Annotated in this window: 22 protein-coding genes and 4 pseudogenes; 10 read left to right on the top strand and 16 right to left on the bottom strand. The window is 59.0% G+C overall.

Annotation, left to right across the window (positions count from 1 at the left end; translation table 11 throughout):
• Positions 1-70 precede the first annotated feature (70 nt).
• From glaH to SBC1_RS26535, 4 genes and pseudogenes are all read left to right on the top strand, one after another.
• On the top strand, positions 71-1,006 hold the full coding sequence (glaH, locus tag SBC1_RS26550) for a glutarate dioxygenase GlaH (RefSeq protein ID WP_370469645.1): 936 nt from the start codon (positions 71-73) through the stop codon (positions 1,004-1,006).
• Positions 1,003-2,283: an L-2-hydroxyglutarate oxidase gene (gene lhgO, locus SBC1_RS26545; RefSeq protein ID WP_165100568.1), complete on the top strand. Its 1,281-nt coding sequence runs from the start codon at positions 1,003-1,005 to the stop codon at positions 2,281-2,283. Before glaH ends, lhgO begins: the two co-directional genes overlap by 4 nt.
• Positions 2,284-3,278: 995 nt before the next feature.
• A pseudogene (locus SBC1_RS40685) lies at positions 3,279-3,437 on the top strand (DDE-type integrase/transposase/recombinase); the annotation flags it as partial.
• 62 nt (positions 3,438-3,499) lie between these two features.
• Positions 3,500-3,744: pseudogene (locus SBC1_RS26535) on the top strand (transposase); the annotation flags it as partial.
• Here SBC1_RS26535 and SBC1_RS26530 read toward each other — a convergent pair.
• The 3 genes and pseudogenes from SBC1_RS26530 to SBC1_RS26520 form a co-directional block, all read right to left on the bottom strand.
• Complete coding sequence (locus SBC1_RS26530) at positions 3,736-4,944, bottom strand: CaiB/BaiF CoA-transferase family protein (protein ID WP_165100571.1); 1,209 nt, start codon at positions 4,942-4,944, stop codon at positions 3,736-3,738. The pseudogene SBC1_RS26535 and the gene SBC1_RS26530 sit on opposite strands and share 9 nt — an antisense overlap.
• 139 nt (positions 4,945-5,083) lie before the next feature.
• Positions 5,084-5,619: pseudogene (locus SBC1_RS26525) on the bottom strand (acyl-CoA dehydrogenase family protein); the annotation flags it as partial.
• A gap of 145 nt (positions 5,620-5,764) precedes the next feature.
• Complete coding sequence (locus SBC1_RS26520) at positions 5,765-7,060, bottom strand: MFS transporter (RefSeq protein ID WP_207958444.1); 1,296 nt, start codon at positions 7,058-7,060, stop codon at positions 5,765-5,767.
• A 679-nt stretch (positions 7,061-7,739) separates the two neighbouring features.
• Here SBC1_RS26520 and SBC1_RS26515 point away from each other — a divergent pair.
• Entirely contained in the window at positions 7,740-8,039 is a 300-nt protein-coding gene (locus SBC1_RS26515) for a hypothetical protein (RefSeq protein WP_165100574.1), read from the top strand.
• Positions 8,040-8,215: 176 nt separating this feature from the next.
• Here the strand turns inward: SBC1_RS26515 and SBC1_RS26510 are convergent, their stop codons facing one another.
• From SBC1_RS26510 to SBC1_RS40105, 7 genes and pseudogenes are all read right to left on the bottom strand, one after another.
• Positions 8,216-9,040, bottom strand: coding sequence for a GntR family transcriptional regulator (locus SBC1_RS26510; protein WP_165100577.1), 825 nt, complete (start codon positions 9,038-9,040; stop codon positions 8,216-8,218).
• Between the two features lie 382 nt (positions 9,041-9,422).
• A complete protein-coding gene (locus SBC1_RS26505) occupies positions 9,423-10,265 on the bottom strand; it encodes a TauD/TfdA family dioxygenase (protein WP_165101621.1) in 843 nt (280 codons plus the stop codon).
• A 344-nt stretch (positions 10,266-10,609) separates the two neighbouring features.
• A complete protein-coding gene (locus SBC1_RS26500; RefSeq protein WP_241202177.1) occupies positions 10,610-10,897 on the bottom strand; it encodes a hypothetical protein in 288 nt (95 codons plus the stop codon).
• A gap of 7 nt (positions 10,898-10,904) precedes the next feature.
• Positions 10,905-11,426: a hypothetical protein gene (locus SBC1_RS26495; RefSeq protein ID WP_206366089.1), complete on the bottom strand. Its 522-nt coding sequence runs from the start codon at positions 11,424-11,426 to the stop codon at positions 10,905-10,907.
• Positions 11,427-11,651: 225 nt separating this feature from the next.
• Positions 11,652-12,026, bottom strand: a complete 375-nt coding sequence (locus SBC1_RS26490) for a BON domain-containing protein (RefSeq protein ID WP_165100583.1) — start codon at positions 12,024-12,026, stop codon at positions 11,652-11,654.
• Between the two features lie 28 nt (positions 12,027-12,054).
• Positions 12,055-13,176, bottom strand: coding sequence for a porin (locus SBC1_RS26485; RefSeq protein WP_165100587.1), 1,122 nt, complete (start codon positions 13,174-13,176; stop codon positions 12,055-12,057).
• A 660-nt stretch (positions 13,177-13,836) separates the two neighbouring features.
• A pseudogene (locus SBC1_RS40105) lies at positions 13,837-13,935 on the bottom strand (hypothetical protein); the annotation flags it as partial.
• Between the two features lie 240 nt (positions 13,936-14,175).
• On the opposite strand from SBC1_RS40105, the gene SBC1_RS40680 reads away from it, so the two are divergent.
• The 3 genes from SBC1_RS40680 to SBC1_RS26465 all read left to right on the top strand — a co-directional run bounded on the left by SBC1_RS40680 (position 14,176) and on the right by SBC1_RS26465 (position 16,782).
• Positions 14,176-14,406, top strand: a complete 231-nt coding sequence (locus SBC1_RS40680; RefSeq protein WP_165100593.1) for a 3-keto-5-aminohexanoate cleavage protein — start codon at positions 14,176-14,178, stop codon at positions 14,404-14,406.
• Positions 14,407-14,512: 106 nt separating this feature from the next.
• Entirely contained in the window at positions 14,513-15,571 is a 1,059-nt protein-coding gene (locus tag SBC1_RS26470) for a 3-keto-5-aminohexanoate cleavage protein (RefSeq protein ID WP_165100598.1), read from the top strand.
• A gap of 230 nt (positions 15,572-15,801) precedes the next feature.
• Positions 15,802-16,782, top strand: a complete 981-nt coding sequence (locus SBC1_RS26465; RefSeq protein ID WP_165100602.1) for a quinone oxidoreductase — start codon at positions 15,802-15,804, stop codon at positions 16,780-16,782.
• A 254-nt stretch (positions 16,783-17,036) separates the two neighbouring features.
• On the opposite strand, the gene SBC1_RS26460 is transcribed toward SBC1_RS26465, so the two are convergent.
• The 3 genes from SBC1_RS26460 to SBC1_RS26450 form a co-directional block, all read right to left on the bottom strand.
• A complete protein-coding gene (locus SBC1_RS26460; RefSeq protein WP_165100605.1) occupies positions 17,037-18,059 on the bottom strand; it encodes an IS30 family transposase in 1,023 nt (340 codons plus the stop codon).
• The gene (locus SBC1_RS26455) at positions 18,011-18,349 is read right to left on the bottom strand and encodes a hypothetical protein (protein WP_165100608.1); all 339 of its coding nucleotides are present in this window, start codon (positions 18,347-18,349) and stop codon (positions 18,011-18,013) included. The genes SBC1_RS26460 and SBC1_RS26455 overlap by 49 nt, the downstream gene beginning before the upstream one ends.
• Positions 18,350-18,523: 174 nt before the next feature.
• Positions 18,524-18,769 (bottom strand): hypothetical protein, encoded by a 246-nt coding sequence (locus tag SBC1_RS26450; protein WP_165989051.1) that lies wholly within the window; start codon positions 18,767-18,769, stop codon positions 18,524-18,526.
• 235 nt (positions 18,770-19,004) lie between these two features.
• Here SBC1_RS26450 and istA point away from each other — a divergent pair, with 235 nt between their 5' ends.
• Entirely contained in the window at positions 19,005-20,489 is a 1,485-nt protein-coding gene (istA, locus tag SBC1_RS26445; RefSeq protein WP_243830260.1) for an IS21 family transposase, read from the top strand.
• Positions 20,486-21,337 carry an IS21-like element helper ATPase IstB gene (istB, locus tag SBC1_RS26440; RefSeq protein ID WP_122944000.1) on the top strand — a complete coding sequence of 284 codons (852 nt, stop codon included), beginning with the start codon at positions 20,486-20,488 and terminating at the stop codon, positions 21,335-21,337. Before istA ends, istB begins: the two co-directional genes overlap by 4 nt.
• Before the next feature lie 303 nt (positions 21,338-21,640).
• Here the strand turns inward: istB and SBC1_RS26435 are convergent, their stop codons facing one another.
• The 3 genes from SBC1_RS26435 to cynS form a co-directional block, all read right to left on the bottom strand.
• Positions 21,641-22,225 carry a TlpA disulfide reductase family protein gene (locus SBC1_RS26435; RefSeq protein WP_165989049.1) on the bottom strand — a complete coding sequence of 195 codons (585 nt, stop codon included), beginning with the start codon at positions 22,223-22,225 and terminating at the stop codon, positions 21,641-21,643.
• A gap of 171 nt (positions 22,226-22,396) precedes the next feature.
• Entirely contained in the window at positions 22,397-23,098 is a 702-nt protein-coding gene (locus SBC1_RS26430; protein ID WP_165100615.1) for an MBL fold metallo-hydrolase, read from the bottom strand.
• A 56-nt stretch (positions 23,099-23,154) separates the two neighbouring features.
• Entirely contained in the window at positions 23,155-23,604 is a 450-nt protein-coding gene (gene cynS / locus SBC1_RS26425) for a cyanase (protein ID WP_165100618.1), read from the bottom strand.
• Positions 23,605-23,607 lie beyond the last annotated feature (3 nt).

The following is a 23,607-nucleotide window of genomic DNA, read 5'->3' as shown; positions in this document are numbered from 1 at the left end:
AGTTTATACGTGTTTAACGAATCCTGGATAAGGAGTCAAATAGCCACACTTTCTTCCCAAGGACATCTTCATGAGCTCCGTCACCGCATTTCCGATGGCCGCACCGGTCGATTCACAACTGAAGTTTTCGATCGAGTGTCACCCGCATCACGAACGCTTGCGTCACATCACGGTGCGGCCTGACGCGTTGCAGAAATTCTTCTCTTCGGTCAAAGACATCGACCTACAGAACCTCGAGTACGTACCGTTCATGCGCTTTATGCTCGCGGACGCGCTCGAGCGCGCAGTCGGCAACGGTTTCGCCTCAGCACTTCGGCAACTCGTGCGGGACCGTTCCGCCGGAGGATTCACCTTGGGCATCCAGGACGCAACCACCGATCCTCGCGATTTCGTCCGATTCGGAACGGCAGTTGGACACTTGCTCGGACCGGCGAATCACGATGCTATGTCCGGCACGTACTACGCTCGCTTTCTCGTGAAGGACACCGACGACAGCGACTCCTATCTACGTCAGGCATACCGGCTGTTCACGCTGCACACGGACGGAACCTTTGTCGAAGAGCCGACAGAATGGCTGCTCATGATGAAATTCGCGGAAGAGAACGCGGTCGGGGGCGAGTCGCGTTTCATGCATATCGACGACTGGAGCGAGCGCGATACGTTCCTCAACGATCCACTCGGCACCCGGCCATTTCTCTACAAGGCGCCGGGTTCGAAGAACGTCGACGCGCAGGTCGAGCGCCCCGTGTTCTTCCAGAACGAGTATGGTTTGGCGATGTCGTTCATCGATCAATTCGTGCAACCCCGTTCATCAGCCGAAGCGGTTTATCTGCACGACTTGTCGGCGTCAATGGAAGCGTCGTCCGCGACGCGCGAAGTGCCGCTTCCCGTGGGCGACCTCGTGGTGCTCAACAACTATTTCTGGCTGCATGGCCGGGCGCCGTTCCAGAAGCATCCCGCGCTTCATCGTGAACTAATGCGCCAACGCGGAGTGTTCGCAAAATGACAACCGTCCAGCATCACCGAGGTTATGACGCGGACGTCCTTATCGTGGGCGGTGGCATCGTCGGCGTCTCGACGGCCATGCAACTGATCGAACGTCATCCGGGCCTGAGCGTGCTGCTGCTCGAGAAGGAGGCCTCACTCGCAGCTCACCAGTCCGGGCACAACAGCGGCGTGATTCACGCCGGCGTGTATTACGCGCCGGGAAGCCTCAAGGCCGAGTTCTGCAGGCAAGGCGCCGCCGCGACCTATGAGTTCGCCCGCCGCCATGACGTGCCGGTCGAGCAATGCGGCAAGCTGATCGTCGCGACCGAAGACGTCGAAGTCGAACGGCTGAATGCGCTCTACGCACGTTGTGAGCAGAACCGGCTCGAACCGCAGATGCTCGATGAAGCGGCGTTAAGGGAGCTCGAACCGCGCATCGCGGGTCGTGCGGCGATCCGCGTGGCAACGAGCGGCATTGCGGACTATCCGGCCATGACCGCGACGATGGCCCGACTCGCGCAGGAGCGGGACGCGCAGATTCTGCTGAACCAGCGTGTGGACGCGCTCCACGAGGACGAAAACGGCATTACCGCGGAGACGTCGGGCGGCCGCTTCCGGGCAAAGCACGCCATCGTCTGCGCAGGCCTGATGGCGGATCGCCTCGCGAAGATGTGCAATGTCGATCTTGATTTTCGGATCGTGCCGTTTCGCGGCGAATATTATCGGTTGCCGGCGGACAAGAACGACATAGTGAAACACCTGGTCTATCCAGTACCCAACCCCGCCCTGCCTTTTCTCGGCGTGCACCTGACGCGCATGATCGGAGGATATATCACGGTGGGTCCAAACGCCGTGCTGGCGCTGGCGCGCGAGGGCTATCGCTGGCGCGACGCAAGCCTGAAGGATCTCGCCGGCATGGCAGCGTTCCCGGGCTTCTGGAAGATGCTCGGAAAGCATGGTGCATCGGGGCTTGTCGAGATGCGCAACTCGCTTTGGAAACAGGGCTATCTCGAACTGTGCCGCCGGTATTGTCCGGAACTCGCGCTATCTGACCTCGAGCCTTACCCGTCCGGCGTACGCGCGCAGGCCGTGATGGCAGATGGCAGCATGGTGCATGACTTCCTGATCCGTTCATCGCAGCGCAGCCTGCACGTCTGCAACGCGCCTTCTCCGGCGGCGACCTCTGCGTTGCCGATCGGCGCCTATCTCGTTGACGAGTTCGACAAGCGTTTCGATCTTGCTCCACTTATCCGCCCACACTCGACAGACCGGGTACATGGTCTAGCGATCGGGTAAGCAGACGGCTGGATGATGCTGTGCATTTGAGATCGAAGGGGTGCGCCGTCCGGTCGTCAGTCGGCGCCACCTTCCAGTAGAGGCGATGCATGCATGATCATCACCGCGGGTCTGAGCGAGAACCATCGCTCGCAGCGATATTCGTTCAAGGTAAAGCAATATGGAGCGCGCCTGTGAGTGCTCTGCGCCATGCGTATGACTTTGGGTCGTGGCCAGTGCGCACGGTGCATGCTGCGACTCAAGCCGCGGTATATCGAGCTGGGACAAGAGTCTGAGGCTCGGCCGATTCAATTCAGAAACTCACCAGTCGGGACTACCTTGCGCGGAGCCGGCAAAAAATCCATGAATGCGTAACCACGACGTGATCGTCCATTCACGTGCGCTTTCATCCGTTCGGGCAGATAGCGATTATTAACGCGGCGTGCTGATTACGCCGCAGACGCAAGTACGTCACTTGCCGCGGGTACCGGGTTCCGCACGACACTCATCGTGGATCGCTTCGCATCAGGTGGAAAGACGCACCACGAACCGTCGTCGTGTCGAAAGAAAACGATCGCGATCGGGCCGGCAGGTTGAGTGATCTCCACGCATACGGAACGCCACGGCCTTTGCCGCGATTGGCTGAACCGCGTAACTCGGGCGCTACCCATCAAATCCTGACCAAGCCACTTTTCAACCAGGACGCTCAACGACCTTTCCCGGGTACTCATTTGCTCCTCCAACCATTTAAACGCCCGATACGAACTGCGTCGTACCACTTGTTCCGGGCGGCGGTCGATCACGCCGCCCAACCACTGACACGCTGCTTCGCCTCGTTTTATGCGTCGCGTGGTGATCTTGCACCGGGGCACTGACTTTAGAATAGTTCCTGAAATTAAACATGTCGACATTATTTATTTATCGTGATCCAACGAACGATAGCGCTTCACCGCGTCATGCCTTTTAAAATAGGGCATCCCCTCGATCCCCGGTAAGTGGGTCTACCTCTTCGGACGATGGATCGGGCCGGCCAGAGAGGAGACTTCATGCTGCGAGCTAAACGCGACGTGGCAGAAGTCAAAGCATTTTTCAGGAAGGCCATCAAGCGTCAGGTGCTGCCGAAAACCATCACACTCGATGGCTATGCGGCCTCGCACGGGCCCGTGCGCGAGATGAAGGCCGGCGGCTTGCTTCCAGCCGCGACCGAGGTCAGATCTGCGAAATATCTCAATAGCGCGACTGGCAAAAGGCTGACGGGTGGGACTGGCCGCACCAGCTGTTGCCTGCGAAGTTACGCGAGGCCGGCCTCCTCGATTTCTCGCGAGCGGCGGTCGATTCGTCGTCGGTGCGAGCCGTTGGGGCGGGCGAAAAACTGGCCCGAACCCTACAGATCGCTCGCGACCCGGTTCCAAACATCACATCCTCGTCGATGCGAACGGCGTCCCCATCAGTGCCATCCTGGCCGGTACGACGTCAAATGACGGCATCAGCCCTCAACCGGGAGATTTGCTCACCGGACAGCCCGAGCAACGTCTGGAGCACGTCGTCCGTGCCTTCCCCCAGCCGGGGCGGCGCGCTTCGTACCGGCAGCCGCGCGCCGTCGAAGCGATAGGGCGGAGCGAGGACTTGCGTGCTGCCAACCTCCGGATGCGGATACGTCGTCACGAGCCCGGCGTCCGTCGCGCGCTTCGAGGTCAGCGCTTCGTGAAGCCCGAGGACTTCACCGCATGGAACGCCAGCCCGCGTCAGACGGTCGAGCAGAATACGGCGCTCTCTTCGTCCGATCTCGCGATCGATTTCGGGCACCAGCACCGCCCGATTCGCGGCGCGGCCGATATTGGTCTGGAAGCGATCGTCCTCGGCAAGATCGGGCCGTTCGATCACCTCGCGGCAAAAGCGTACAAACTGGTTATTGTTGCCGACCGTGATGACGAGCGGCCCGTCCGCGGCATCGAACACACCATAAGGGACGATTGAAGGGTGCGCGTTTCCGTAACGCGGCGTGTCCTCACCCGTGATCAGCGCTTCCATCCCGCAATACGAGGTGATCATCAGTCCGCAATCGAACAGCGCCATTTCGATGTGGTGCCCCTTGCCGGTTCGTTGACGCTCGAAGAGCGCCGCCAGAATGGCCTGTGCCGAGTGCATCCCGGTGAACATGTCGACTGCTGCGATCCCGAACTTCAACGGGGGCTGGCTGGCCTCGCCGTTGAGCGCCATCAGCCCGGCCTCGCCCTGAACGACCAGATCGTAGCCGGGACGTGCGGCTTCCGGTCCCGTGCGGTCGTAGCCGGAAATCGAGCAGTAGATCAGGTCCTCGTGGTCCTGCTTCAGTTGCTCGTATCCGAGACCCAGCTTCTCCATGCCGCCGAACTTGAAGTTCTGGATCACGACGTCGCTCTTCTGAGCCAAATCCCGCGCGATCTGCTGGCCCTCGGCCATTTGCAGGTCGAGGCTCACAGAGCGCTTGTTGCGGTTGACGCTATTGAAATAGGCCGTCTCGGTCGATCCTATGCGCAAGCCCCAATCGCGCGTGTCGTCGCCGCGTTTCGGGTGCTCGACCTTGATGACTTCGGCGCCGAGGTCGCCCAGCACCATGGCACACCAAGGGCCCGCCAGCACGCGGGAAAGATCGAGTACGCGCACGCCCGCAAGCGGCAGCGAAGGATTCAGGTTTGACATGGCAAGTCCGTATTTGCAGAAGTTTCTGGTGAATAGCAAGCGAAGGCGCTTTTACCGGCGTGAATGAGCAGTCGTACCGCGACGTAGGGCCGCGAAAGCACCCGTACAGCGCCCACGCGATGCGCAAGGATCGCCTCGCTCATGGCTCCATCCGGCCGAGGGTGACGTAACGGTCCAAATGATGGTCTTCGTCGCCCAGTTGATGGTCGATCATGACGAGACGCTTGGCATAGTGCGCGAGCGGTAACTCCCAGGTCATGCCGATACCGCCATGCGACTGAATGCATTCCTCGGCCACCCGTGCACCGATGCGGCCGACAGCGCGCACTCGCGCGCCGTACGCTCGGAGCCGAACGCAGCGGCGGCGTTGATGACCGCCGAACGAGCCTGTTCGATCTCCAGCAGCATGTCGGCCATGCGGTGCTGCAACGCCTGGAAGCTGCCGATCACCGCACCGAACTGCTTGCGCGTGCGAAGGTATTCGAGCGTGAAGTCTTTCGCAACGTCCATTGCGCCAAGTGCTTCCGCGCAGAGCGCCAGCACGCCAAAGCCCACGCTGTGTTCGAGTGTCGCGAATCCCGCGTCCTGCGCACAGAGCAATGCGTCGTCGCCGAGGCATACCTCGTCGAGGACGACTTCGGCGGCCCGTCCACCATCGATCTTGCGATAACCCTCGAGTCTTTCATACCGGCCGGATGCTGTGCAGAGCACAAAGCTCGCCCCGGCGTAAGCGGCGTAGCTGGACCATCAAGGCGGACCTCTCGGAACATGGACGTCAGAAAACGTCCAGTCGATGAGGTTCGCCACGCCGGCAGCACGCTCAGCCGCGCCGCGCTTCCGCGATGTGACACCACCGGCCAATGAGGTACACCGTCAAGGGCAGGACTGCCGCGAGCGGAAGCCAGCGCAAGGCACCTTGAAGACCAACCGCGTCCGCTATCACGCCGGTGAAAAAGGGACCCGCTGCGAGGCCCAATATATTATTGAACAGCGTCAGTGTGGCGAACGCCGAACCATGAATAGACGACGGCGTGGCTCCGGCAATGATCGCGCTACATGTACCGAACGAACTGGCAAGGAAGAACACTGCGGGCACAAGGAGCGCGAGCTGCATAGTGCCCGGTGGCAAGCGGAACGCGATCGCCAGCAGGATGCCTAGCACGAGGCAATAACCAATGGCCATGTTCCACCTCTTAAGCGACGAGTCCCCGCTGATCCGGTCGGTCATCACACCGCACAGGAGTTGGCCCATACCGCTGACAAGGACAAGGCCGGCCGCCACCACGGCGGCCTTGCTGACAGGCATGTCCCAGTAGCGATTCAGGTAGCTGGGCAGCCACACGAAAAGAGTACCCTGAATGAAGATCTGCAGGGCGCTGCCGAGGTACGCACAAAAAACGGAACTGGACGGAAACAGGCCAGAGAAAAGCGCTCGTGGTGTCAGTTTCACACGCTCGTACGCCGGCGTTCCGCTCGCATTGTCCGGATGCGCGCGCGCGAGTCTTTTTTCCGTGACTACGAAGAAGTAAATGATCACCAGCACAAAACCAAAGATCGCCATCAGACCCATCGACCAGCGCCAGCTAAAGCGCGTCGCAATGATGCCGGAAAGCGAAACACCGAGCACGGACCCAAACGCGGCGGCAGACGTAAAGCCCCCGGCAATAGTCGAGCGCAGGTGCTTTGGAAAGATGCTCACGAGCATCGCGAGTCCGACACTTCCGTAGGCAGCCTCGCCGACACCAACGAAGATGCGTGCGACGAACATCTCGTGGTAGCTGCTGGCAATCGCACACCCGAGCGTGGCAAGACTCCACAGCGCAGCCATCAGTGCAATGCTTTTGACACGTCCCCAGCGGTCCGCCATTATGGAAAATGGCAGGGTCAGCACGCCGACCGCCAACGGCACCACGCCGCTGATCGAACCGAGCTGTGTATCGGACATCTGCCACTGCACTTTCAAGATCGGAAACAAGGCATTGAGCGCCTGCCGCGACATGTAGTCAGACAGCAAAAGGCAAAACATCAATGCAAATACCACCCACGCGTAAGCTCGGGCACCACTGGTAGCCGCAGCCGGCTCGACCGGCACTGCGTTACTTGTATAAAGGTTCAATTCTGTCTCCTCCGATGATTCACTAGATTTATATTGAATCGTGCCGCCTGATGTCGTCTGGCCCATGTGAAGCAAGACCTCTAAGCCGAGATCATCAGTAGTTTCTGCTGGCCGCCAGCATCGCCGGACGCTTTCTTTGTGTCGCCGTGCGCGCTTTGGATTTCGACGCTTATTTCAAGCATCTTGATGAATTGTGTGATGACGTTGACGTTAGCTCGTTTTGCTCCTCGATCAGAATCGGGTGTTCACCGGAAAGTCAATGCTTGGCTGCTGCAGCGGAGAACGAGTCGTACATCGACTCTGCCAGTCACATGCACCGCGCGGGAAAGTTCGACGATTGACCGCACACAGAACGAAGGCGCTCGCCAGCACGAACGACCTCCGTTTAAGGATTGCGCCATGGTCTTCCTTGCCGCCGCAAAGCTCCAGACGACGCACGTTGATTTCAGGATAGCATCGACAGTAATTTTTGGCGACATTAATTATAATCCGCACGCAAAACGTCACACCTGCGCGCAGAGGCGAATTGTTACGGAGCGGTGTAAACCCGAAGCGAAGCTAAGGTTCGTGCTATTGATTGCACGACGAAATGATCATCGACCAGGATTTCTCGCGCTGGATCGAGCCGCTCGGGTGCAAGTAAAGTTCGAGCGTGCGTGGCCTGATCAAGAGGATCGGCATGGTGAACTGCGTGTCCGCGAATCCGCTGATGCGGGAGCACTGGATCATCGACTACCGCATCAAGGATCCAGACGGCGACGGCAAGACAAAACGGGATTACGTGCGCGGCATCCTGACTCACCTGATTCATTGTCAGCGCCGGTCTTTCTGTCGAATCCCGATGGATATCTGGTACATCGCGCTCGTCCCGATGCTGTTCGTCGAGTCGCTGAAGAAGAACGACTATTGCCCGCTATGCTTCCACCAACATGTGGACGACTCGGGCGCAAGGTCCCACCGGCGCAAATCAAACAACTGAAGGTGCTCGTATGCGGTGTCCGGTCTTAGGTGAGCGTACCCAGTATGAAGAAAAAATGGATGAGCGCGAAGCGAAGTCAATTCCGGCGACATGCCGTCCCCACTCGCCACGGAGTCCTCAAAAAAATGGAACCCACGCAACCAGGATTCAACCGTCCTAAGCACGCAGGGAGCGCCTCACAATAAAGAGGTAGCCGCTACTTTGGGTTGCGCTGCCTTTGGGCCACGTGCAAGCCGACTGTCCGCAGGTTTGCCAGCGATCGCGCGAATAGCAGTTTCCCTGGCGTCGTCCAGGCGCGAAGCTGCAAGGGAAAGCAGTAGTTCGTTGTCCCGTTTGATCGCGGCCTTCTGGAGCGCGCGCCAGACTTTTAAAGATGTGCGAACCGATTGAGGCGTAGTCACAAATCCTAGCCGAACATAGCGCAAGGTTCGCAATGAGATGGAGTGCAGGACATCAACCAGAAGCCGGTTGCGGCAGAGATCGACCGTGGTGAAATTCAGAAGAAAGCTTTCCACGGCATAGGCGTCTATCGACTCCTCGGCCGCCTTGGCTAGCCTGGGCATATGCGCGGCAAGTAGCGCATCGAGCTCGGACGGGCTTTCGCGCGCCACCTGCTCCAACATCGTGACGTAAAGCACGCTGCGCACGCGAAAAATGTCCCGAAGCTCATTCTCGTCGGGCGCCGTGACGATCGCCCCGCGTCTGGCCTGAAACTCGACCAGGCGGTCCCGCTCCAGTATACGCATCGCTTCGCGCACTGGAGCACGGCTGACGTGCAACACCTCACTGATATCTTTCTCCAGCAATCGTTGCCCCGGCTTCACCAGGTCAAGCGTAATGACCCCGGCCAGCCGGGCAGCGATCTGCTCGGCAATCGGCACCGAGGCAGACGCCCAGTCCTGCCCGCGCAGCACTGCCCTCTCGACTGCCAACATCAGTGAATTCTTGGGCGTAAGGAGCGAGGAAAGATCGGGAAGGTTTTGCGTTTTATTTCGAGCCATGGCGTATAGCGGAATCAATTTTCGTCGAATTTAATCCTTTTGATTATAGTCCTCAGAATTGTAATGTCGACAAAAACTCAACCTCACTTTTGAAGACTCGACGCCTCCTCTGCTTACTCGCTGTACAGCAAAAATTCCTGCGCTCCGTCTGGCAATTGCCGCGAATTTCGAGGCGTTGTGACGACTCGTTGAATACGAGCAATGCGTATCCATTCGCTATGGCGAGCCTCTGGCAGATGCCCGTATCCCGCACTCCGTGGGTCGCCAAGGACGGCAATCAGGGCGACGCGCCTACCGAGGCGAGATGATCCATACAAAGCCGAACTGCGACCGCCGACCTGAGCCCGAACACCTCGACGAACATCGCGAGGACAAGCAGACGTCAGTATGGTTTATCGCCTTCGATTCCTGCGCGCTCCATCTTGCGCGGGGCCGGCCAATAGTCCATTACCGCGTAATGCTGCGTTGGCCGGTTGTCCCAGACTGCAATACTGTTCGGTTTCCACCGGAAACGAACCTGATACTCAGGGATCGATGCCTGGCTCTGCAGATAACTCAGCAGAAGGCTCGCACCCGGTGTCTTGTCTAAACCGTAACGCACATTCTCAGCTGTGTGGTAGTTGGCAAAATGCGTCGTGAAGCTGCTGACGTATAGAATCTTTTCGCCAGTCTCTGGGTGCGTCCGCACGACAGGGTGCTCCACCTCCGGATTCTGCGCCGCCAGTTTTCGTCGCTCCTCCAGATCCATTGCCGCACCGAACGAGTGCTCAATGCTGCTTTTTGCTCTCAATCCCTCGATGCGCTTCTTGATGTCTTCTGGTAATTGCTTATAAGCCTCGACCATGTTGACCCAGATGGTGTCGCCCCCAACCTCTGGACACTCGATGCAGCGCAGCACGGCGCCCATGGATGGGTTCGGCCGCCAAAGTCCGTCGCTGTGATAGTTGTTTTCGTAAGGATTCTTTTGTTCCGATCGATAGATCTGCACGAGGCCCGGGTTTTCCGGATCGCTCTCCGCAACTGGATGATCTTCCAGTTTCCCGAAACGGCGCGCAAAGGCGACATGCTCTTTCCGAGAGATATCCTGATCTCGAAAAAAGAGGACTCGGTGCTTAAGCAAAAGAGCCTTGATTTCGGCGAACAGCGATGCATCTCGAGACGCATCCCCCAAGCTCACGCCGGACACCTCGGCACCAATGCAAGCGGTCAGCCTTACTACTTTCATCATGAGCGATATCTCCTTGTTTCTGGCAGGAACTACGCCAATTCGGCCGCCATCGCCGCGTGGCGCCCCGGCTTTACGAACCCGCGAAATATTGTTTCCCCACCTTCTGTTCGAATACAATAACAGGCCGTTTTATTTATGTCGACATTAATTTAATGTCTGCCGACTTTGATTGGTCACGGAAACGCCGCTTGCCCGCATAAAGCGAGATCAGCTTCTCCCGGTCCATTTGCACGCGCGGCTTAAGCTTCACGATGAGCATGGTTCGTTGGTCCCCCCTCGGTTGCGACACACAGGGAACTCGACAACCGGATGGATCATTGCGACGCTTTCCGATGAAGCAGTCATGGCGGGCGCCTGGCGAGTGTGCTGATCAATCGAAGCAGTTCCAGCGCTCGAGCAGCGGCGTGAGAACCGTCTGGTAGGTCTCCCCGAACATAAAGGGGGCGCAGCTCCTCGATTTCCGTCAGCGCACCAAGCAGTTCACTTTCCGCAAGCGAATACTTGCGTAGCATGCTCACGACCAGCATCGAGTTGTGGACGATGTCCTCATTGTCTGAAGTAACGCCGCAGCGATGCAGCGCGAAGTTTGCCCAGTGTGTCCCAGCCAGCATCGCTGCCTCAATTTTCATTTCCCAGTCATCTTCGCCGAGAAGCCTCAGCGACGTCTCGATGTTCTCGGCTTTGAGCCGATGATTCTCGGTTTTCATACTCGGTACCCTTCAACCCCTGTTCGAATGTGTACATGACTTGTGTAAACGCTTGCTCACATTCGTCGACGATCGCTTGTGTTGGAACCCGATCTCCGCGAACGCATGGATCCCGGTAATGCTCGATGGTATGCAACGCGTGTTCGAGTTGCCGAACCGCCTGAGGTACTTCTCCCTCGATTTCTGGCCAACCGACATGGCTCACATCGCCGAGCCCACGCAACTCGCGCGCGTAGCTGCCATCCGGTTGCTTCACAACGTGCACGCCGGGAATGGTCGAGAACACGGGATCCTCACGCGTCAGGCCAGTGAGATGAAGCGTTGCATTGAACACGTTGATACTCGCGGTCAGCGTGGTCCCGAACCACAATTCGAAGTCGGCTAACGGGTTGAGGCGTTGTCGAAGCACCGCCATGCGTCGCACTTTATCGAGGTGAGAGATGACCTTCATGACGGGTTCCTCCTTAAGTGAACAACTGGCCGCCCTGAATATCATTGAAGGTTGACGGACTCCATCCAATGCCGGCCTTCGAGTTCCAGTTGCGCTTCGAAAGTATTTTCACCAGCGTGACGACCCAACGTCTCGATCCGGGCGCTCACCCGCTTCGCTGACGTGGATCAGGTTCAAATCCATGGGGCGTTTGTCAATTCGAACTGGACCGGCCTGCTCGCCGCACTACTGGCCGAACGGCCGCTGCACCATGAGCTTGCTGGTGACCGATGTCACACCCGCGACGCCCTTCGCGACCTCGGCGACAGTGTTGATCTGCGACGCCTCCGGGACCGTGCCGCTGATCATCACCGCACCGCCTTTCGCGGTGATGCTGATATCGCCCGCGTCGATCTCCTTGTGCTTCGCGAGTGCCGCATACACCTTGCGCCGTAGCGCGCGATTCGCCTGCCGCGCGGCTTTGGCCGTCATACCGCCGGATGCTGTCACCGCCGTGCCAGCCGATGCCCCCACCGACGCGCCCTCCTGCGCCCACGCGCTGATCGACACCGCAGCGATCGCAACGCCGAGTGCCACCCTGAATCCATTCATCGTTTTCATCGATGTTCTCCGTTTCGATTTCAAATAATTAGAAGTTATGGCGCACGCCGATCATCGCGGCCGTAGTCGACACGCCCGGCGCGACGATCTGGCCGTACATGATTGTCTGGTTCATCGTCCCCCGGTTGGCGACGTACCCGACCTGCGCAGAGACGATCGTGCGCTTCGACAGGCTGTATTCCGCACCCACCGCGTATTCACTCGAATGGTTCGCCGAATTGTTGCGGTCCTTCAGGTAGTAGAAGCCGGACGTGATCCTGAAGAACGGGTCGAACTGATAGCCGAGCCCGCCCGAAATCATTTCGTAATCCGCGAGGTTCGGGTTCGACGGATTCTTGGCGATCCCATACGACGCCGACACGGATACGCTGTGGAACGTGTACTTGGCGCCGAAATAATAGAAGCGGTTGTTGTCGTACCCGGTCGGCGTGGCTGCCGCGAGGTTCGTGTCGTGGGCGTTGTAGTAGACCGCGGACAGATTGAGGCCGTAGTTCGAATACTTGAGCACCGCCGATTCGCGCGTACCGCCCTGAATCTGGCCCGCCACGCCGCCCGGCGCGTACTCGAGCGCGGCCGACGCACCATAGAACTTCGGCGACTGGTAAACGAGCGCGTTGCTGTCGTACAGCGCGCCGAGCGGCACGTTCGTATTCGTCCCGGGCCAGCCGGCGGCCTGGTTCAGCCCGAGCCAGGCGCCCAGGATGCTGCCGAAGTACTGCGCCGCGCGGACGTCGGTATCGGCCATCGCGTAGATCATCGGCGTGTACTGCCGTCCGGCGTCGAAGGTGCCGAACGGTCCGGAGAGGCCGACCGTCGCCTGCTGGTTGAACACCGCAGTAGTGCCGGTCGTGTCGGGCAGCCCGACCTTGCCGTTACTGCTGTTGAACACCCCCTGCAGTCTGAAGTTGACCTTGTAGCCACCGCCGATGTCCTCAGCTCCCTTGATACCCCAGAAGCTCCCATAGAGGCTGCCGTCCTTGATGCCGAACACGTGTCCGTTGTTGTGGGCGTTAGCCGCGAACGACGATGCTGCAGTGCTCTGATAGAAAAGGCCCGAATCGATTGCGCCGTACAACGTGACCGACGACTGCGCATGCGCCGCGCTGGCGAATACCGCGAGTACCGCTACACCGCTCCACTTCAGTTTCATTGACGTCTCCTCCATTTTTTATAGTGACCAGGCGAACCCGGCCGGATGCCTGCCTGTTACCGAACGACGCAGGATCGTCGATCCCCACTGCGGTCGCAATCGACGCATACGCGCGTCCTTGTAGCGAAAGATCCTTCCGGTATTGGGGCCATGGGATTGAACGATGCCGCCGACAACTTCTGATACAGAAGGCTGGCGGCGATCGCCGAATCCAGGATGCCTGCCGACTGAACATTGACGACACCGATCATCCTCTATAATTTTTGATGTCGACATTAATACTTATACTGAGTCGACCTAGCGAACAGAACGGTATATGGCGCATCGGCAAGCGATGACGTTCGGAACCCCAGATTCGCATTGGAGGAGTCAATAGGCGTCTACCACATCAGGCGACGAATTCTCCATTTCTATTTTTGTCGACATTATTATTTTTCGGCGATACACTATGACTCATAGCCTTGCCGTGCTCGATGCGAAGTTCAATGAACGGAGAAATTCCGATGCTGTCGGCGCTGCCATTTGCGAAGATATTGATGAACCAAACTCATGCTGCTCGACGGATTGCGGCGCGGATTGCTTCAGCGTTTGTCCCGAGGAGGAATCTCACTCCAATGACTCATGAAGCGCTTTGCTATGTGTGCATGGTGGGCATTGTGGCGCTGGCCCACCATGACGTTTCGCCGGCGCATCCGCCTCATTGCCGAAGCCGCCGAGAAGCACGTTGAAGAACGAACGATTCATCGCGCAGCACATGACTTATGACTGAATCGTGCGCGACGCGCCAAGGTTTCATCAGGATTCCGATTAAATTCCGACGCTAATAATGAATCAGGTTGGTCCTTCATGTTGTGCGCTTAATAGTGTTTTTCCTGCCATCGCGGTCGGGATCCGCGGATGCGGTAGTCGATGATCCGGTGCTCCTGCGCCAGCGAATCAATGTCATGAAAAGTCAAGTGCAAGACATGCAATGTAAAGCAGGAGGAGGCGCCAGGCCAGATGATCCACTGGTCGCTCAGACACTCAGACAACAACCGCTTAAAGAAGATGGTTATGCACTTTGTGGACGCTTCTCTGCCCGGCGATACGGACGATGTACCGGTGACGATGGCAGCTCAGGTGCAAAAGGCAGTGGACTGCTACAACGCGGGCGCCACCGTTTTGCACGCGCAGGTGCACGATGCCGACAGCAAAGGCTCCAAGGGCATGTTCATGTTGAACGAATGCTGATCGCCCATGCACTGCCGCGCAGAAGGTGGTTCTGTAAATGGGGATCTAGAGCGTTCTCATCTAGTTCGACATTCTCAATATTCACGTTTCAACTTGGAGATCCATCATGAACTTCCTTGACGGCCACCTTTACCCTGAGAACCAGCAGCCCCTGATCATTACAGCCGCCCCGTATGCGCCGGGCTGGATTCCCTCAGACTTCCCGGAAGATATCCCCGTAACAATGGAGGAGCAGATCCAGAAGGCGGTGGATTGCTACGAAGCTGGTGCCACCGTGCTGCATCTGCATGTGCGCGAACCCGATGGCAAGGGCAGCAAGCGCCTGTCTATGTTCAATGAGCTGATCGCCGGGGTGCGGGCCCGCGTGCCGGAAATGGTCATTCAGGTGGGCGGCTCCATCAGCTTTGCGCCCGAGGACGATGGTTCTGCCGCCAAATGGCTAAGCGATGACACGCGGCATATGCTGGCCGAACTCGATCCGAAGCCCGACCAGGTGACTGTCACCGTCAACACGACGCAGATGAATGTGACGGAGCATGCCGGTATAGATGACTTCCAGGGAGTTTCGCGAGGGTTCCCGAAGCTTTATGCAACCTACAAGGACATGATCGTGCCCTCGAATCCCAGCTGGGCCGAAGAGCACATCCGACGCCTGACTGCCGCCGGAATCCAAAGTGAGTTTCAGTGCTACAACATCAACAGCTTTGAAACGATTGAGCGGATGATTCGCCGCGGCGTCTACAAGGGGCCACTCGTGATGAACTGGGTGGCTATCAGCGGCGGCATGGATCAAGCGAACATCTACAACCTGGCCAACTTCCTGCGTGCTGCGCCCGACGGCGCAGTGATCACGGTGGAGAGTTCGGTGCTGAATGTGTTGCCCGTGAATATGATAGGCATTGCCTTGGGCCTGCATGTGCGGTGCGGCATCGAGGATGTGCTCTGGAACCAGACTCGCACGGGCAAGATGAGCTCCGTCGAGCAAATTAAGCAGTTGGTGCGTATCTCCGGCGAATTTGGCCGCCCCATAGCAACAGCGAAACAGGCACGAGAGATCATGAAGATTGGGGTCTTCTACGAAACGGCGGACCAGACGCTTCAGGCCAATGGCTTCGCGCCCAACCGTAACGGCGGCAACCAGGGATTTCTGCGCAAGCCGACCTAAAGCCTCCGAGGGAATTGGCATCATATGCTGTATGAGTCGTCCTGCATTTTCTAAAGACGGACTCAAGCTGAAGTTGAAGTTCCCCTACATCGACAAGAGCTTTTTGGCGAGATCAAGGAGCGAACCAAGGGCTGGCGAGCCGCAGGCGAACTGCGGCAGTCGATACACAACCGCAACTTGCATGAGATCGAAGTAAGCGCTAGCGCTAACTCCGATCGACAGGAGACAACATGGCGAAAGTCGTTAAATTCTACGAAACCGGTGGTCCCGAGGTCCTTCGTTTTGAGGACGCTGACGTTGGAGAGCCAAGACCGGGAGAGGTGCGCGTCCGTCACGTCGCAGTGGGTCTTAACTTTGCCGACACCTACTTCCGCGGAGGCACCTACACGGTTCCGCTCCCCAGCGGCCTCGGCAACGAGGCAGCCGGCGTGGTCGAGGCTATCGGTGCCGGCGTGACCCATCTGGCGGTCGGCGATCGTGTGACCTACACGGGCTTCATCAACACACTCGGCGCTTACAGCACTGAGCGGCTGATTTCCGCCGCGCTGCTAATCAAGCTGCCGGAGGCCATCAGCTGCGAGACCGCGGCGGCCATGACCATGCGGGGTTTGTCCGCCGCCTACCTGGTACGCCGAATCTACCCTTTCAAGGCGGGCGACGCCGTGCTGCTGCATGCCGCAGCAGGCGGTGTTGGTCTAATCGTTTCGCAGTGGGCCAAATTACTCGGGCTGACGGTAATTGGTACGGTTTCGACCGACGCCAAAGCCGAAGTAGCGCGCGCCCACGGCTGCGATCACACGATCAACTACAGTCATGAGGATGTGGCCAAGCGCGTGCGGGAACTGACCGGCGGGGTGGGCGTGTCCGTGGTCTTCGACAGCGTGGGGAAGGCCACCTTCATGTCCTCGCTAGACTCCCTCAAGCGTCGCGGCCTGATGGTCTGCGTCGGCACAGCGTCCGGCACAATCCCGCCGTTCGATCCGCAAATTCTGGCCCGCAAGGGCTCGCTGTACCTGACCCGCCCGGGCCTGGCCGACTACATCGCCGATCCGGTCGAAAAGGCGGAACTTGTCGATGAGCTATTCGGCCATGTGGCGGCAGGCCGCATCCACATCGAGATCAATCAGCGGTATGCCTTGCAGGACGCGGTGCAGGCACATCGGGACCTGGCGGCTCGAAAAACCACAGGCTCCTCCATTTTCGTGATTTGAGTGTGTCAGTCTGTTTGGCCTGCGAAACTTAGCCCAGTGATTCGGCAGGTCGGGTCGGTCGTTCAGGGCTCGCTGCCGGTAGCACTCTTCGAAGTATGTGGCGCCGGGATACACCTGCTCCATGCCGCAGTGCAGAAGGACACTTCCATGATGATCTCTGATCGGGATTGAGCACCGCTAGGTTAACTCACTCGCGAGGCGGGAGAGACCATCTTATTAGTTGGCGGTTTCAAACCGAAGCGCAACAGGAGGGGCTAGTGTTTAGAGCCTTGAGGTTGGCTTGCTGAGGCAAGTGTCGCAGCGAAGACCTCGAATGGCGAATGGAACGCGTGAGTGGCGCGCGGGCGGCTGTTCAGACTGTCGGCGATCGCGTCGAGTTCTTCCTGACTGTAGACCGATAGGTCCGTGCCTTTAGGCAGATACTGGCGCAGCAGCCCGTTGGTGTTCTCGCAGGTTCCACGTTGCCAGGGGCTATGTGGGTCACAGAAGTAGACATTCACGCCGGTGGCGGCGGCCAGCTCCTTATGCCGCGACATCTCTTTGCCCTGGTCGTAAGTAAAGCTTTGCCGTAAGGGCGCCACAATCGAATTGAGTTTGGCGGAGAAGCCCGCTAGCGCTGACGCGGCGGTGGCGTCCTCCATCTTGGCAAGCAGCACCAGGCGGCTGGTGCGCTCGACCAGAACGCCGACAGAGGATTGGTTGTTCGCACCCTTGATGAAGTCGCCTTCCCAGTGACCTGGCAGCAGTCGGTCTTCAATTTCGGGCGGGCGCACGTGGATACTGACCATGTCGGGAATCTGTCCGCGCCGGTCGGTGCCCCGCGTGCGTGGCATGCGCGTGCTGTGGCCATGGCGCAGGCAGGCAATGAGTTGGCGGCGCAGTTCACCGCGCGGCTGAGCATAGATAGCCGTGTAGATGGTTTCGTGCGAGACGTGCTGGGTCGAGTCGGTTGGATACATGCGCTTCAGTGTGCCCGATATCTGCTGAGGCGACCATTTCCACTCAAGCAGGGTGAGAACGATGCGCCAGCAGACACTTTGCGGGCAAAGCTTGGCCCGAGGGCGTGACGCACTGCGGCGCGCGCTGCAAAGCGCTGCAGCAGGCACTGATGCATAGCCAACAGGAGAGCTGTTTCGCGTTAACTCGCGGCTGATAGTTCCCGGCGAGCGCCCAAGTATGCGAGCCATGGCTCGCATACTTGAACCCTGCAGATGCAAGCTTGCAATGATCAGACGTTCTTCAGGCTGAAGTTGTTGGTAAGAAGTTTTTTCGGGCATTGCGACACCTTATACGAGATAGGTGTTGCACTTCGCTTTTGAGGCCGCCCTAACAAGTGGACACCGCCGATCAAACCCAAGGCAGCGACTGTCCAAAAGGCAGTGCGGTGCCGATCGGTGAACATGTCCCAACTGCCCCGTTTCGACTCGCTGTCAAATGGCCCATGCGCGCCGTAGTTGCTCGCCACCAGTTCGAATAGATTGGCTGGCGGATCTGCCGCCAGAGGCGCATCGGTCAGCTGACCGGTGTAGCCTGCTGACGCCAGATACTTATCGATCAGACCCGGCAAGCGAGGTTCGCAGCTTGGCGCAACGCAGCGCGCAAGGTGACGCCCGGCAGGCATCCCGCCCCCGCCCGGTCTTGCCCGAGGATGGCGGAAATCCTTTCAACTATTTCCACTACTTCCGGCCGCAGATACACGCGAAACCGATGATCGTCGTCACCGGAATTCGCAGGATCGGGCTCAAGGAGCGACAGACGCGTGCTGATAGAAGTTTTCCAGCGCCTGCCGAAATGTTGCCTTGGAGAACGGCCCCAAGTGCGTTGCCAGCAAGCGGCCATGACCGTCATAAAAGAGCGTTGTCGGGTAGCCGGCTGGGTCAACGGCCTTCGCCAGATCAAGTCGCGAATCAAGCAGGACATTCTTGATCTGCAACCCGTGCGAAGCGAGATAACCCTCAATGATCGCTTGCGTTTCCCCTTGATTCACGAAGATCTGCCGCGCGTCAAACAAGATGAGAGCCGTGCGTCAATCAGGATGAGAGTACTGGCGTTGCGGCAGCGGTGGAGGGCGTAGCCCAGAACCGCTGCCGCAACGCCGCGCCGAGGAGTCCGCCCCGCTGCCGGGGTGCCTTGTCGGTGGTCGCGGTAAATCGGGTATGAACAGCTCTTCCATGTAGCGAAGGGAGGCTGAGTTGCCCGGCCGACACATCAACGACCATCAGATGAGGCTCTTCATGAAGTACAGACTCAAGGAAGGACCAGCTCAAGCGGCTGCGCGCGCCGGGTTCAGCGCCGCCACGGGTTATCGCATCGATCAGGACCGGCGACTGCCATCGAAGAAGAAGGCACCACGTGCGCGTCGCCGTCCCGATCCCCTGGCGGCAATCTTTGACACAGAGATCGTGCCGCTGCTCCAGTGCGCTCCCGGCATCCGGCCGATAGCCGTACTGGACGAGATGCTTCGGCGCCATCCCGACCTTCCGGGCAACGTGCGCCGCACACTGGAGCGCCGTATTCGCGACTGGCGCGCACTCCATGGCGAGGAGCATGACGTTATGTTCCGTCAGGTACACGAACCCGGTCGTCTCGGGTTGTCCGACTTCACCGAGATGGACAGCTTGGGCGTCACCGTGGCGGGTGTCGCGCTTGACCACCGCCTCTATCACTTCCGGCTGGCCTGCTCGGGCTTTGAGCACGCTCACGTCATTCTCGGCGGCGAGAGCTATGTCGCGCTGGCCGAAGGGCTGCAGAACGCCATCTGGGCACTCGGGGGCGCGCCGCGCGAGCACCGCAGCGACAGCCTGTCGGCGGCGTTCCGCAATCTCGATGCCGACGCGCGCAAGGATCTGACCACGCGTTACGATGCGCTGTGCGCCCACTACGGCATGCAGCCCACACGCAACAACCGTGGCGTTGCCCACGAGAACGGCTCCATCGAGAGCCCTCATGGCCACCTCAAGAGCGCAGCGCGTGATGCGTTGCTTCTGCGCGGCAGTCACGACTTCGACGATCTTGGTTCCTATCGCCGCTTCATCGACGAGATCGTCGGTCGAATCAACGCGCGTAATGGCAAACGCATTGAGCTCGAGCGGGCACTGCTTCAGCCGCTTCCGGCCCAGCGTACGTGTGACTACGAGGAAACGCGCGTGTACGTCACGACCACCTGCGGCTTCGTCCTGCGCAAGGTGTTCTATACCGTCCCGTCCCGGCTGATCGGCCATCACCTGCGCGTGCGCCTGTACGACGACCGGCTGGAGCTGTTTCTGGGCAGTACGGCCCTGATGACACTGCAGCGCGGCCGTGCGGGTCCCAAGGGCAAGCACGGCCATGTCATCAACTACCGGCACGTCATCCACGCGCTGCGCCGCAAGCCCATGGCACTGCTCAACCTGGTCTACCGCGATCAGATCTTTCCGCGCGAGGCGTATCGCCTGAGCTTCGATCGCCTGCTCGAGCAGCTCCCGGAGCGTCAGGCATGCAGGACCATGGTAGAACTGCTCAGCCTGGCCCACGAGCACAACTGCGAAGCCCAACTGGCCAAGGCGCTGCAACAGTGCCTGGACGATGGACGGTTACCCGATCTCGACGCACTGTGTTCGCGCTTCGAAGCGAAGCCGACGAGCAGCATGCCAGAGGTGAACATCCAGCTCGCCGCGCTGAGCGACTACGAAGCCCTGCTTGACATGGCAACGGAGGTGACGGCATGAATCTCGACATCGACGCCACCCGCTTGTCGCTGCTGCTCAACGATTTGCGGCTGCCCGCCATCAAGCAGATCTGGTCCAGCTTTGCCGAGCGCTCCGACACGGAAGGCTGGCCGGCAGCACGCCTGCTGATGGCGCTGGCCGAACACGAGATCGCCGAGCGCGATCGACGCCGAGTCGAACGTCACCTCAGGGACGCCAAGCTCCTGCCGGGCAAGACACTGGAGAACTTCGATTTCGACGCGGTGCCAATGGTGTCGCGCGCGCACGTCTCGGCGCTTTGCGCGGGCGACGGCTGGTTGCGTAACGGCACCAACCTGATTCTTCTGGGGCCGAGCGGAGGGGGCAAATCGCACTTGTCGTCGGCCATCGGACTGAGCCTGCTGGAGAAGGGCTGGAAGGTCCTCTTCGCTCGCACTACCGACCTCGTGCAACGGTTGCAGGTCGCGCGCCGCGAGCTCGCGCTGGAGTCCGCCATCAACCGGCTGGATCGCTTCGACCTGGTCATCCTGGACGATTTCGCATATGTCAGCAAGGATCAGGCAGAGACGTCAGTGCTGTTCGAGCTCATCAGCGCCAGGTACGAGCGCCGTTCCCTTTGCATAACGGCCAACCAGCCGTTTGGCGAATGGGACAAGGTTTTCCCCGACCGGGCCATGACGGTGGCCGCCGTCGACCGGCTGGTCCATCACTCGACCATCTTTGAGCTGAACGTCGAAAGCTACCGTCGCCGTACTGCCCTGCAGCGCAAGCAGCAGGGACCGGGACGCCCGGCCAGTCGAGCGACACCAAAGAACGTTGGCGTGCCACCGACACAGGAGGATCAGCACGGCATCGACCTCACCGAATGACCCGCTGTTCTCATCCTGATTGACGCGCGGCTCGCAGGCAAAGCTAGCCGGCGTCAATCAACCCCGGATTCACCTTCCACGCCACCACATTCTCATCTGATTGTCGTGCAGCCAGAATACCTGCGGCGTCACAATTACACAGCAATCCTCATCGACTGATCGCTTCAGCTTGATTGTCGCGCGACACCCACTCGCCCGCGTCAATCAACGCCGCACGTCAATCAATAAACGCTTGCCAGCGTCAATCAACATCGGCATCATCATTTCTGCCGCGACATTCTCAACTTGATTGTCGCGCGTCTCTCATCCAGATTGTCGCGCCACAAAGATCAGACGAAGGTGCGGATTGTCGGCCTGGGCAGCAGCGAGAACCGGCATTTCCGCTTGGCAAGGTGGGCACCATGTCGCCCACAGGTTGATGACGGTCGGTTCGCCATCGGCTGATTTGAGGGGCTGGAGCCGCCCGCTCATGTCGGCCAGCGAGATTGCGGGTATCAGGTCTGGCCCTCCGCGTGAAGCCACCGCGGCGCTCGCAGCGCTCCATGCAACGGCGCCTGACGCAATCGCCACAACGAGTGCCCGGCGAATTGCCCTGACGCGCAAGACGAACCATAACGCCACGCATGCGCCCGCAATAAGCCCCGGAAATGCGTCGAAGCCAAGATCCCGAATGTCCAGTACCGACATGACGTGCCCTTTGTATGCGGGAAGGTAGCGCAACACAAACGACACCCGTGCGACGCCAAATCCCGCAACGAGCGTCCAGAGAAGCGCCTTGTCGATATCCGGATCGCGCCGTGCAAGCTTTCGGCCAAGCACGAATGCAACGGCAATACTAAGAAAAAGAACCAGCGGTGGCCAGGCAAAACTAAAAGTTCCAATACGCATGCGAATTTCGTTGTCGCTCCATGTATCTGTTCGCGGGCGCGAAAGTGCCATCAGTCTATAACCTGCGATCGTGTACACCTATCCTCCAAAGACTCATCGACACGCTCGATCGTCTCAGGTTAGTGGTGTCACGGGAGAGAAAAGCGCGCATGCCAGCTTGCACAGGTGCGGCTAGGCCTGAACTTGCCCACAGGCAAGGTTCGCGGCAATGGCGACATCCATCATCCTTGGATCAGGCAAGTTCAAATTGTTCATGATCTCGACGTACTCTTCCTGGCTCTTCCCGGCAAGGCGCGGATTCAGGCGCTTTTCGTCGCCAATGCTTGACGACCTACGGCCCTGGTAGTCATGTGCCGGATACAACGTCGTGTCATCAGGTAAAGCGAAGAGCTTGTTGGCGATCGAGTCCCAGGAGCATCGTGCATCGCCGCCCTGGAAATCGGTGCGCCCGGTCCCGCGTATGAGCAGCACGTCGCCTGTAAAAACGGCCTTGGGTCGTATGGGATCAAGCACGAAGCTAAAGGACTCGACGGTATGTCCAGGCGTATACAGCGCTTTCAGCTCGATGCCGTCAACGCGAAGTGTTTCGCCCTCGCTCACTTGCCGCGACACGCACAGCGCCTTCGACAAATCGCCCATGATGGTCGTGCATTGCGTGGCGTCTCGAAGATCGCCTAGCGCAGTCACGTGGTCGGCGTGCGTGTGCGTATCGATCGCATGAACAAGCCGCACCCCAAAGCTGTTAATCGCAGTCAAATAGATCGCCAGTTGTTCTTTGACGGGATCGATGATGAGTGCCTCGCCACCCACGCGTGAAGCAATAAAATACGTATAGGTATTCGAAATCGGATCGAAAAACTGGCGAAAAATCATAGGGGATTCCAGGATTCAGGACGGCGTCGCCCGCATCGCAGCCGGCCGCACGACGCTCAATAACTCTTATAAGGGAGGAACTTTCCAGACAGGACAACCTTGACGCGATCCCCCTTGGGATCGGCTTCACGCTCTATGTCCATGGAGAAGTCGATGGCGCTCATGATGCCGTCACCAAACTCTTCATGGATCAGTTCCTTGATGGTGGTCCCGTAGACGCTGACGATCTCATACCAGCGATAAATCAGCGGGTCGGTCGGCACGGCTGTCGGCAACGACCCTTTGTATGGCACGATTTGCAGCCACGCGATCGCCTCTTCCGAAAGATCGAACAGCTCGCCCGCCTTCTCCGCCTGGCTCTTGGTCAGCGTCATCTGTCCAAGGCAGGCGGCGGTCGTCCATTCCTTGCTTTGGCCGATTGCCTCGGCAATGCCGGCCCATTTGAGTCCCTTACTGACTTTGGCGGAAACAATCATCTGCGTTACCTGGTCGCGGCTCGAAATCATGGT

Source organism: Caballeronia sp. SBC1 (assembly GCF_011493005.1).
GTDB lineage: Bacteria > Pseudomonadota > Gammaproteobacteria > Burkholderiales > Burkholderiaceae > Caballeronia.
This window is presented reverse-complemented; position numbering and strand designations above follow the sequence as displayed.

Bases quoted from the DNA above. Each gene is read 5' to 3' on its own strand.
- glaH (WP_370469645.1), top strand. From the start codon at position 71: ATGAGCTCCGTCACCGCATTTCCGATGGCCGCACCGGTCGATTCACAA.
- lhgO (WP_165100568.1), top strand. From the start codon at position 1,003: ATGACAACCGTCCAGCATCACCGAGGTTATGACGCGGACGTCCTTATC.
- SBC1_RS26530 (WP_165100571.1), bottom strand. From the start codon at position 4,944: ATGTCAAACCTGAATCCTTCGCTGCCGCTTGCGGGCGTGCGCGTACTC.
- SBC1_RS26515 (WP_165100574.1), top strand. From the start codon at position 7,740: ATGGTGAACTGCGTGTCCGCGAATCCGCTGATGCGGGAGCACTGGATC.
- SBC1_RS26510 (WP_165100577.1), bottom strand. From the start codon at position 9,040: ATGGCTCGAAATAAAACGCAAAACCTTCCCGATCTTTCCTCGCTCCTT.
- SBC1_RS26505 (WP_165101621.1), bottom strand. From the start codon at position 10,265: ATGAAAGTAGTAAGGCTGACCGCTTGCATTGGTGCCGAGGTGTCCGGC.
- SBC1_RS26500 (WP_241202177.1), bottom strand. From the start codon at position 10,897: ATGAAAATTGAGGCAGCGATGCTGGCTGGGACACACTGGGCAAACTTC.
- SBC1_RS26495 (WP_206366089.1), bottom strand. From the start codon at position 11,426: ATGAAGGTCATCTCTCACCTCGATAAAGTGCGACGCATGGCGGTGCTT.
- SBC1_RS26490 (WP_165100583.1), bottom strand. From the start codon at position 12,026: ATGAAAACGATGAATGGATTCAGGGTGGCACTCGGCGTTGCGATCGCT.
- SBC1_RS26485 (WP_165100587.1), bottom strand. From the start codon at position 13,176: ATGAAACTGAAGTGGAGCGGTGTAGCGGTACTCGCGGTATTCGCCAGC.
- SBC1_RS40680 (WP_165100593.1), top strand. From the start codon at position 14,176: ATGATCCACTGGTCGCTCAGACACTCAGACAACAACCGCTTAAAGAAG.
- SBC1_RS26470 (WP_165100598.1), top strand. From the start codon at position 14,513: ATGAACTTCCTTGACGGCCACCTTTACCCTGAGAACCAGCAGCCCCTG.
- SBC1_RS26465 (WP_165100602.1), top strand. From the start codon at position 15,802: ATGGCGAAAGTCGTTAAATTCTACGAAACCGGTGGTCCCGAGGTCCTT.
- SBC1_RS26460 (WP_165100605.1), bottom strand. From the start codon at position 18,059: ATGCCCGAAAAAACTTCTTACCAACAACTTCAGCCTGAAGAACGTCTG.
- istA (WP_243830260.1), top strand. From the start codon at position 19,005: ATGAGGCTCTTCATGAAGTACAGACTCAAGGAAGGACCAGCTCAAGCG.
- istB (WP_122944000.1), top strand. From the start codon at position 20,486: ATGAATCTCGACATCGACGCCACCCGCTTGTCGCTGCTGCTCAACGAT.
- SBC1_RS26435 (WP_165989049.1), bottom strand. From the start codon at position 22,225: ATGCGTATTGGAACTTTTAGTTTTGCCTGGCCACCGCTGGTTCTTTTT.
- SBC1_RS26430 (WP_165100615.1), bottom strand. From the start codon at position 23,098: ATGATTTTTCGCCAGTTTTTCGATCCGATTTCGAATACCTATACGTAT.
- cynS (WP_165100618.1), bottom strand. From the start codon at position 23,604: ATGATTTCGAGCCGCGACCAGGTAACGCAGATGATTGTTTCCGCCAAA.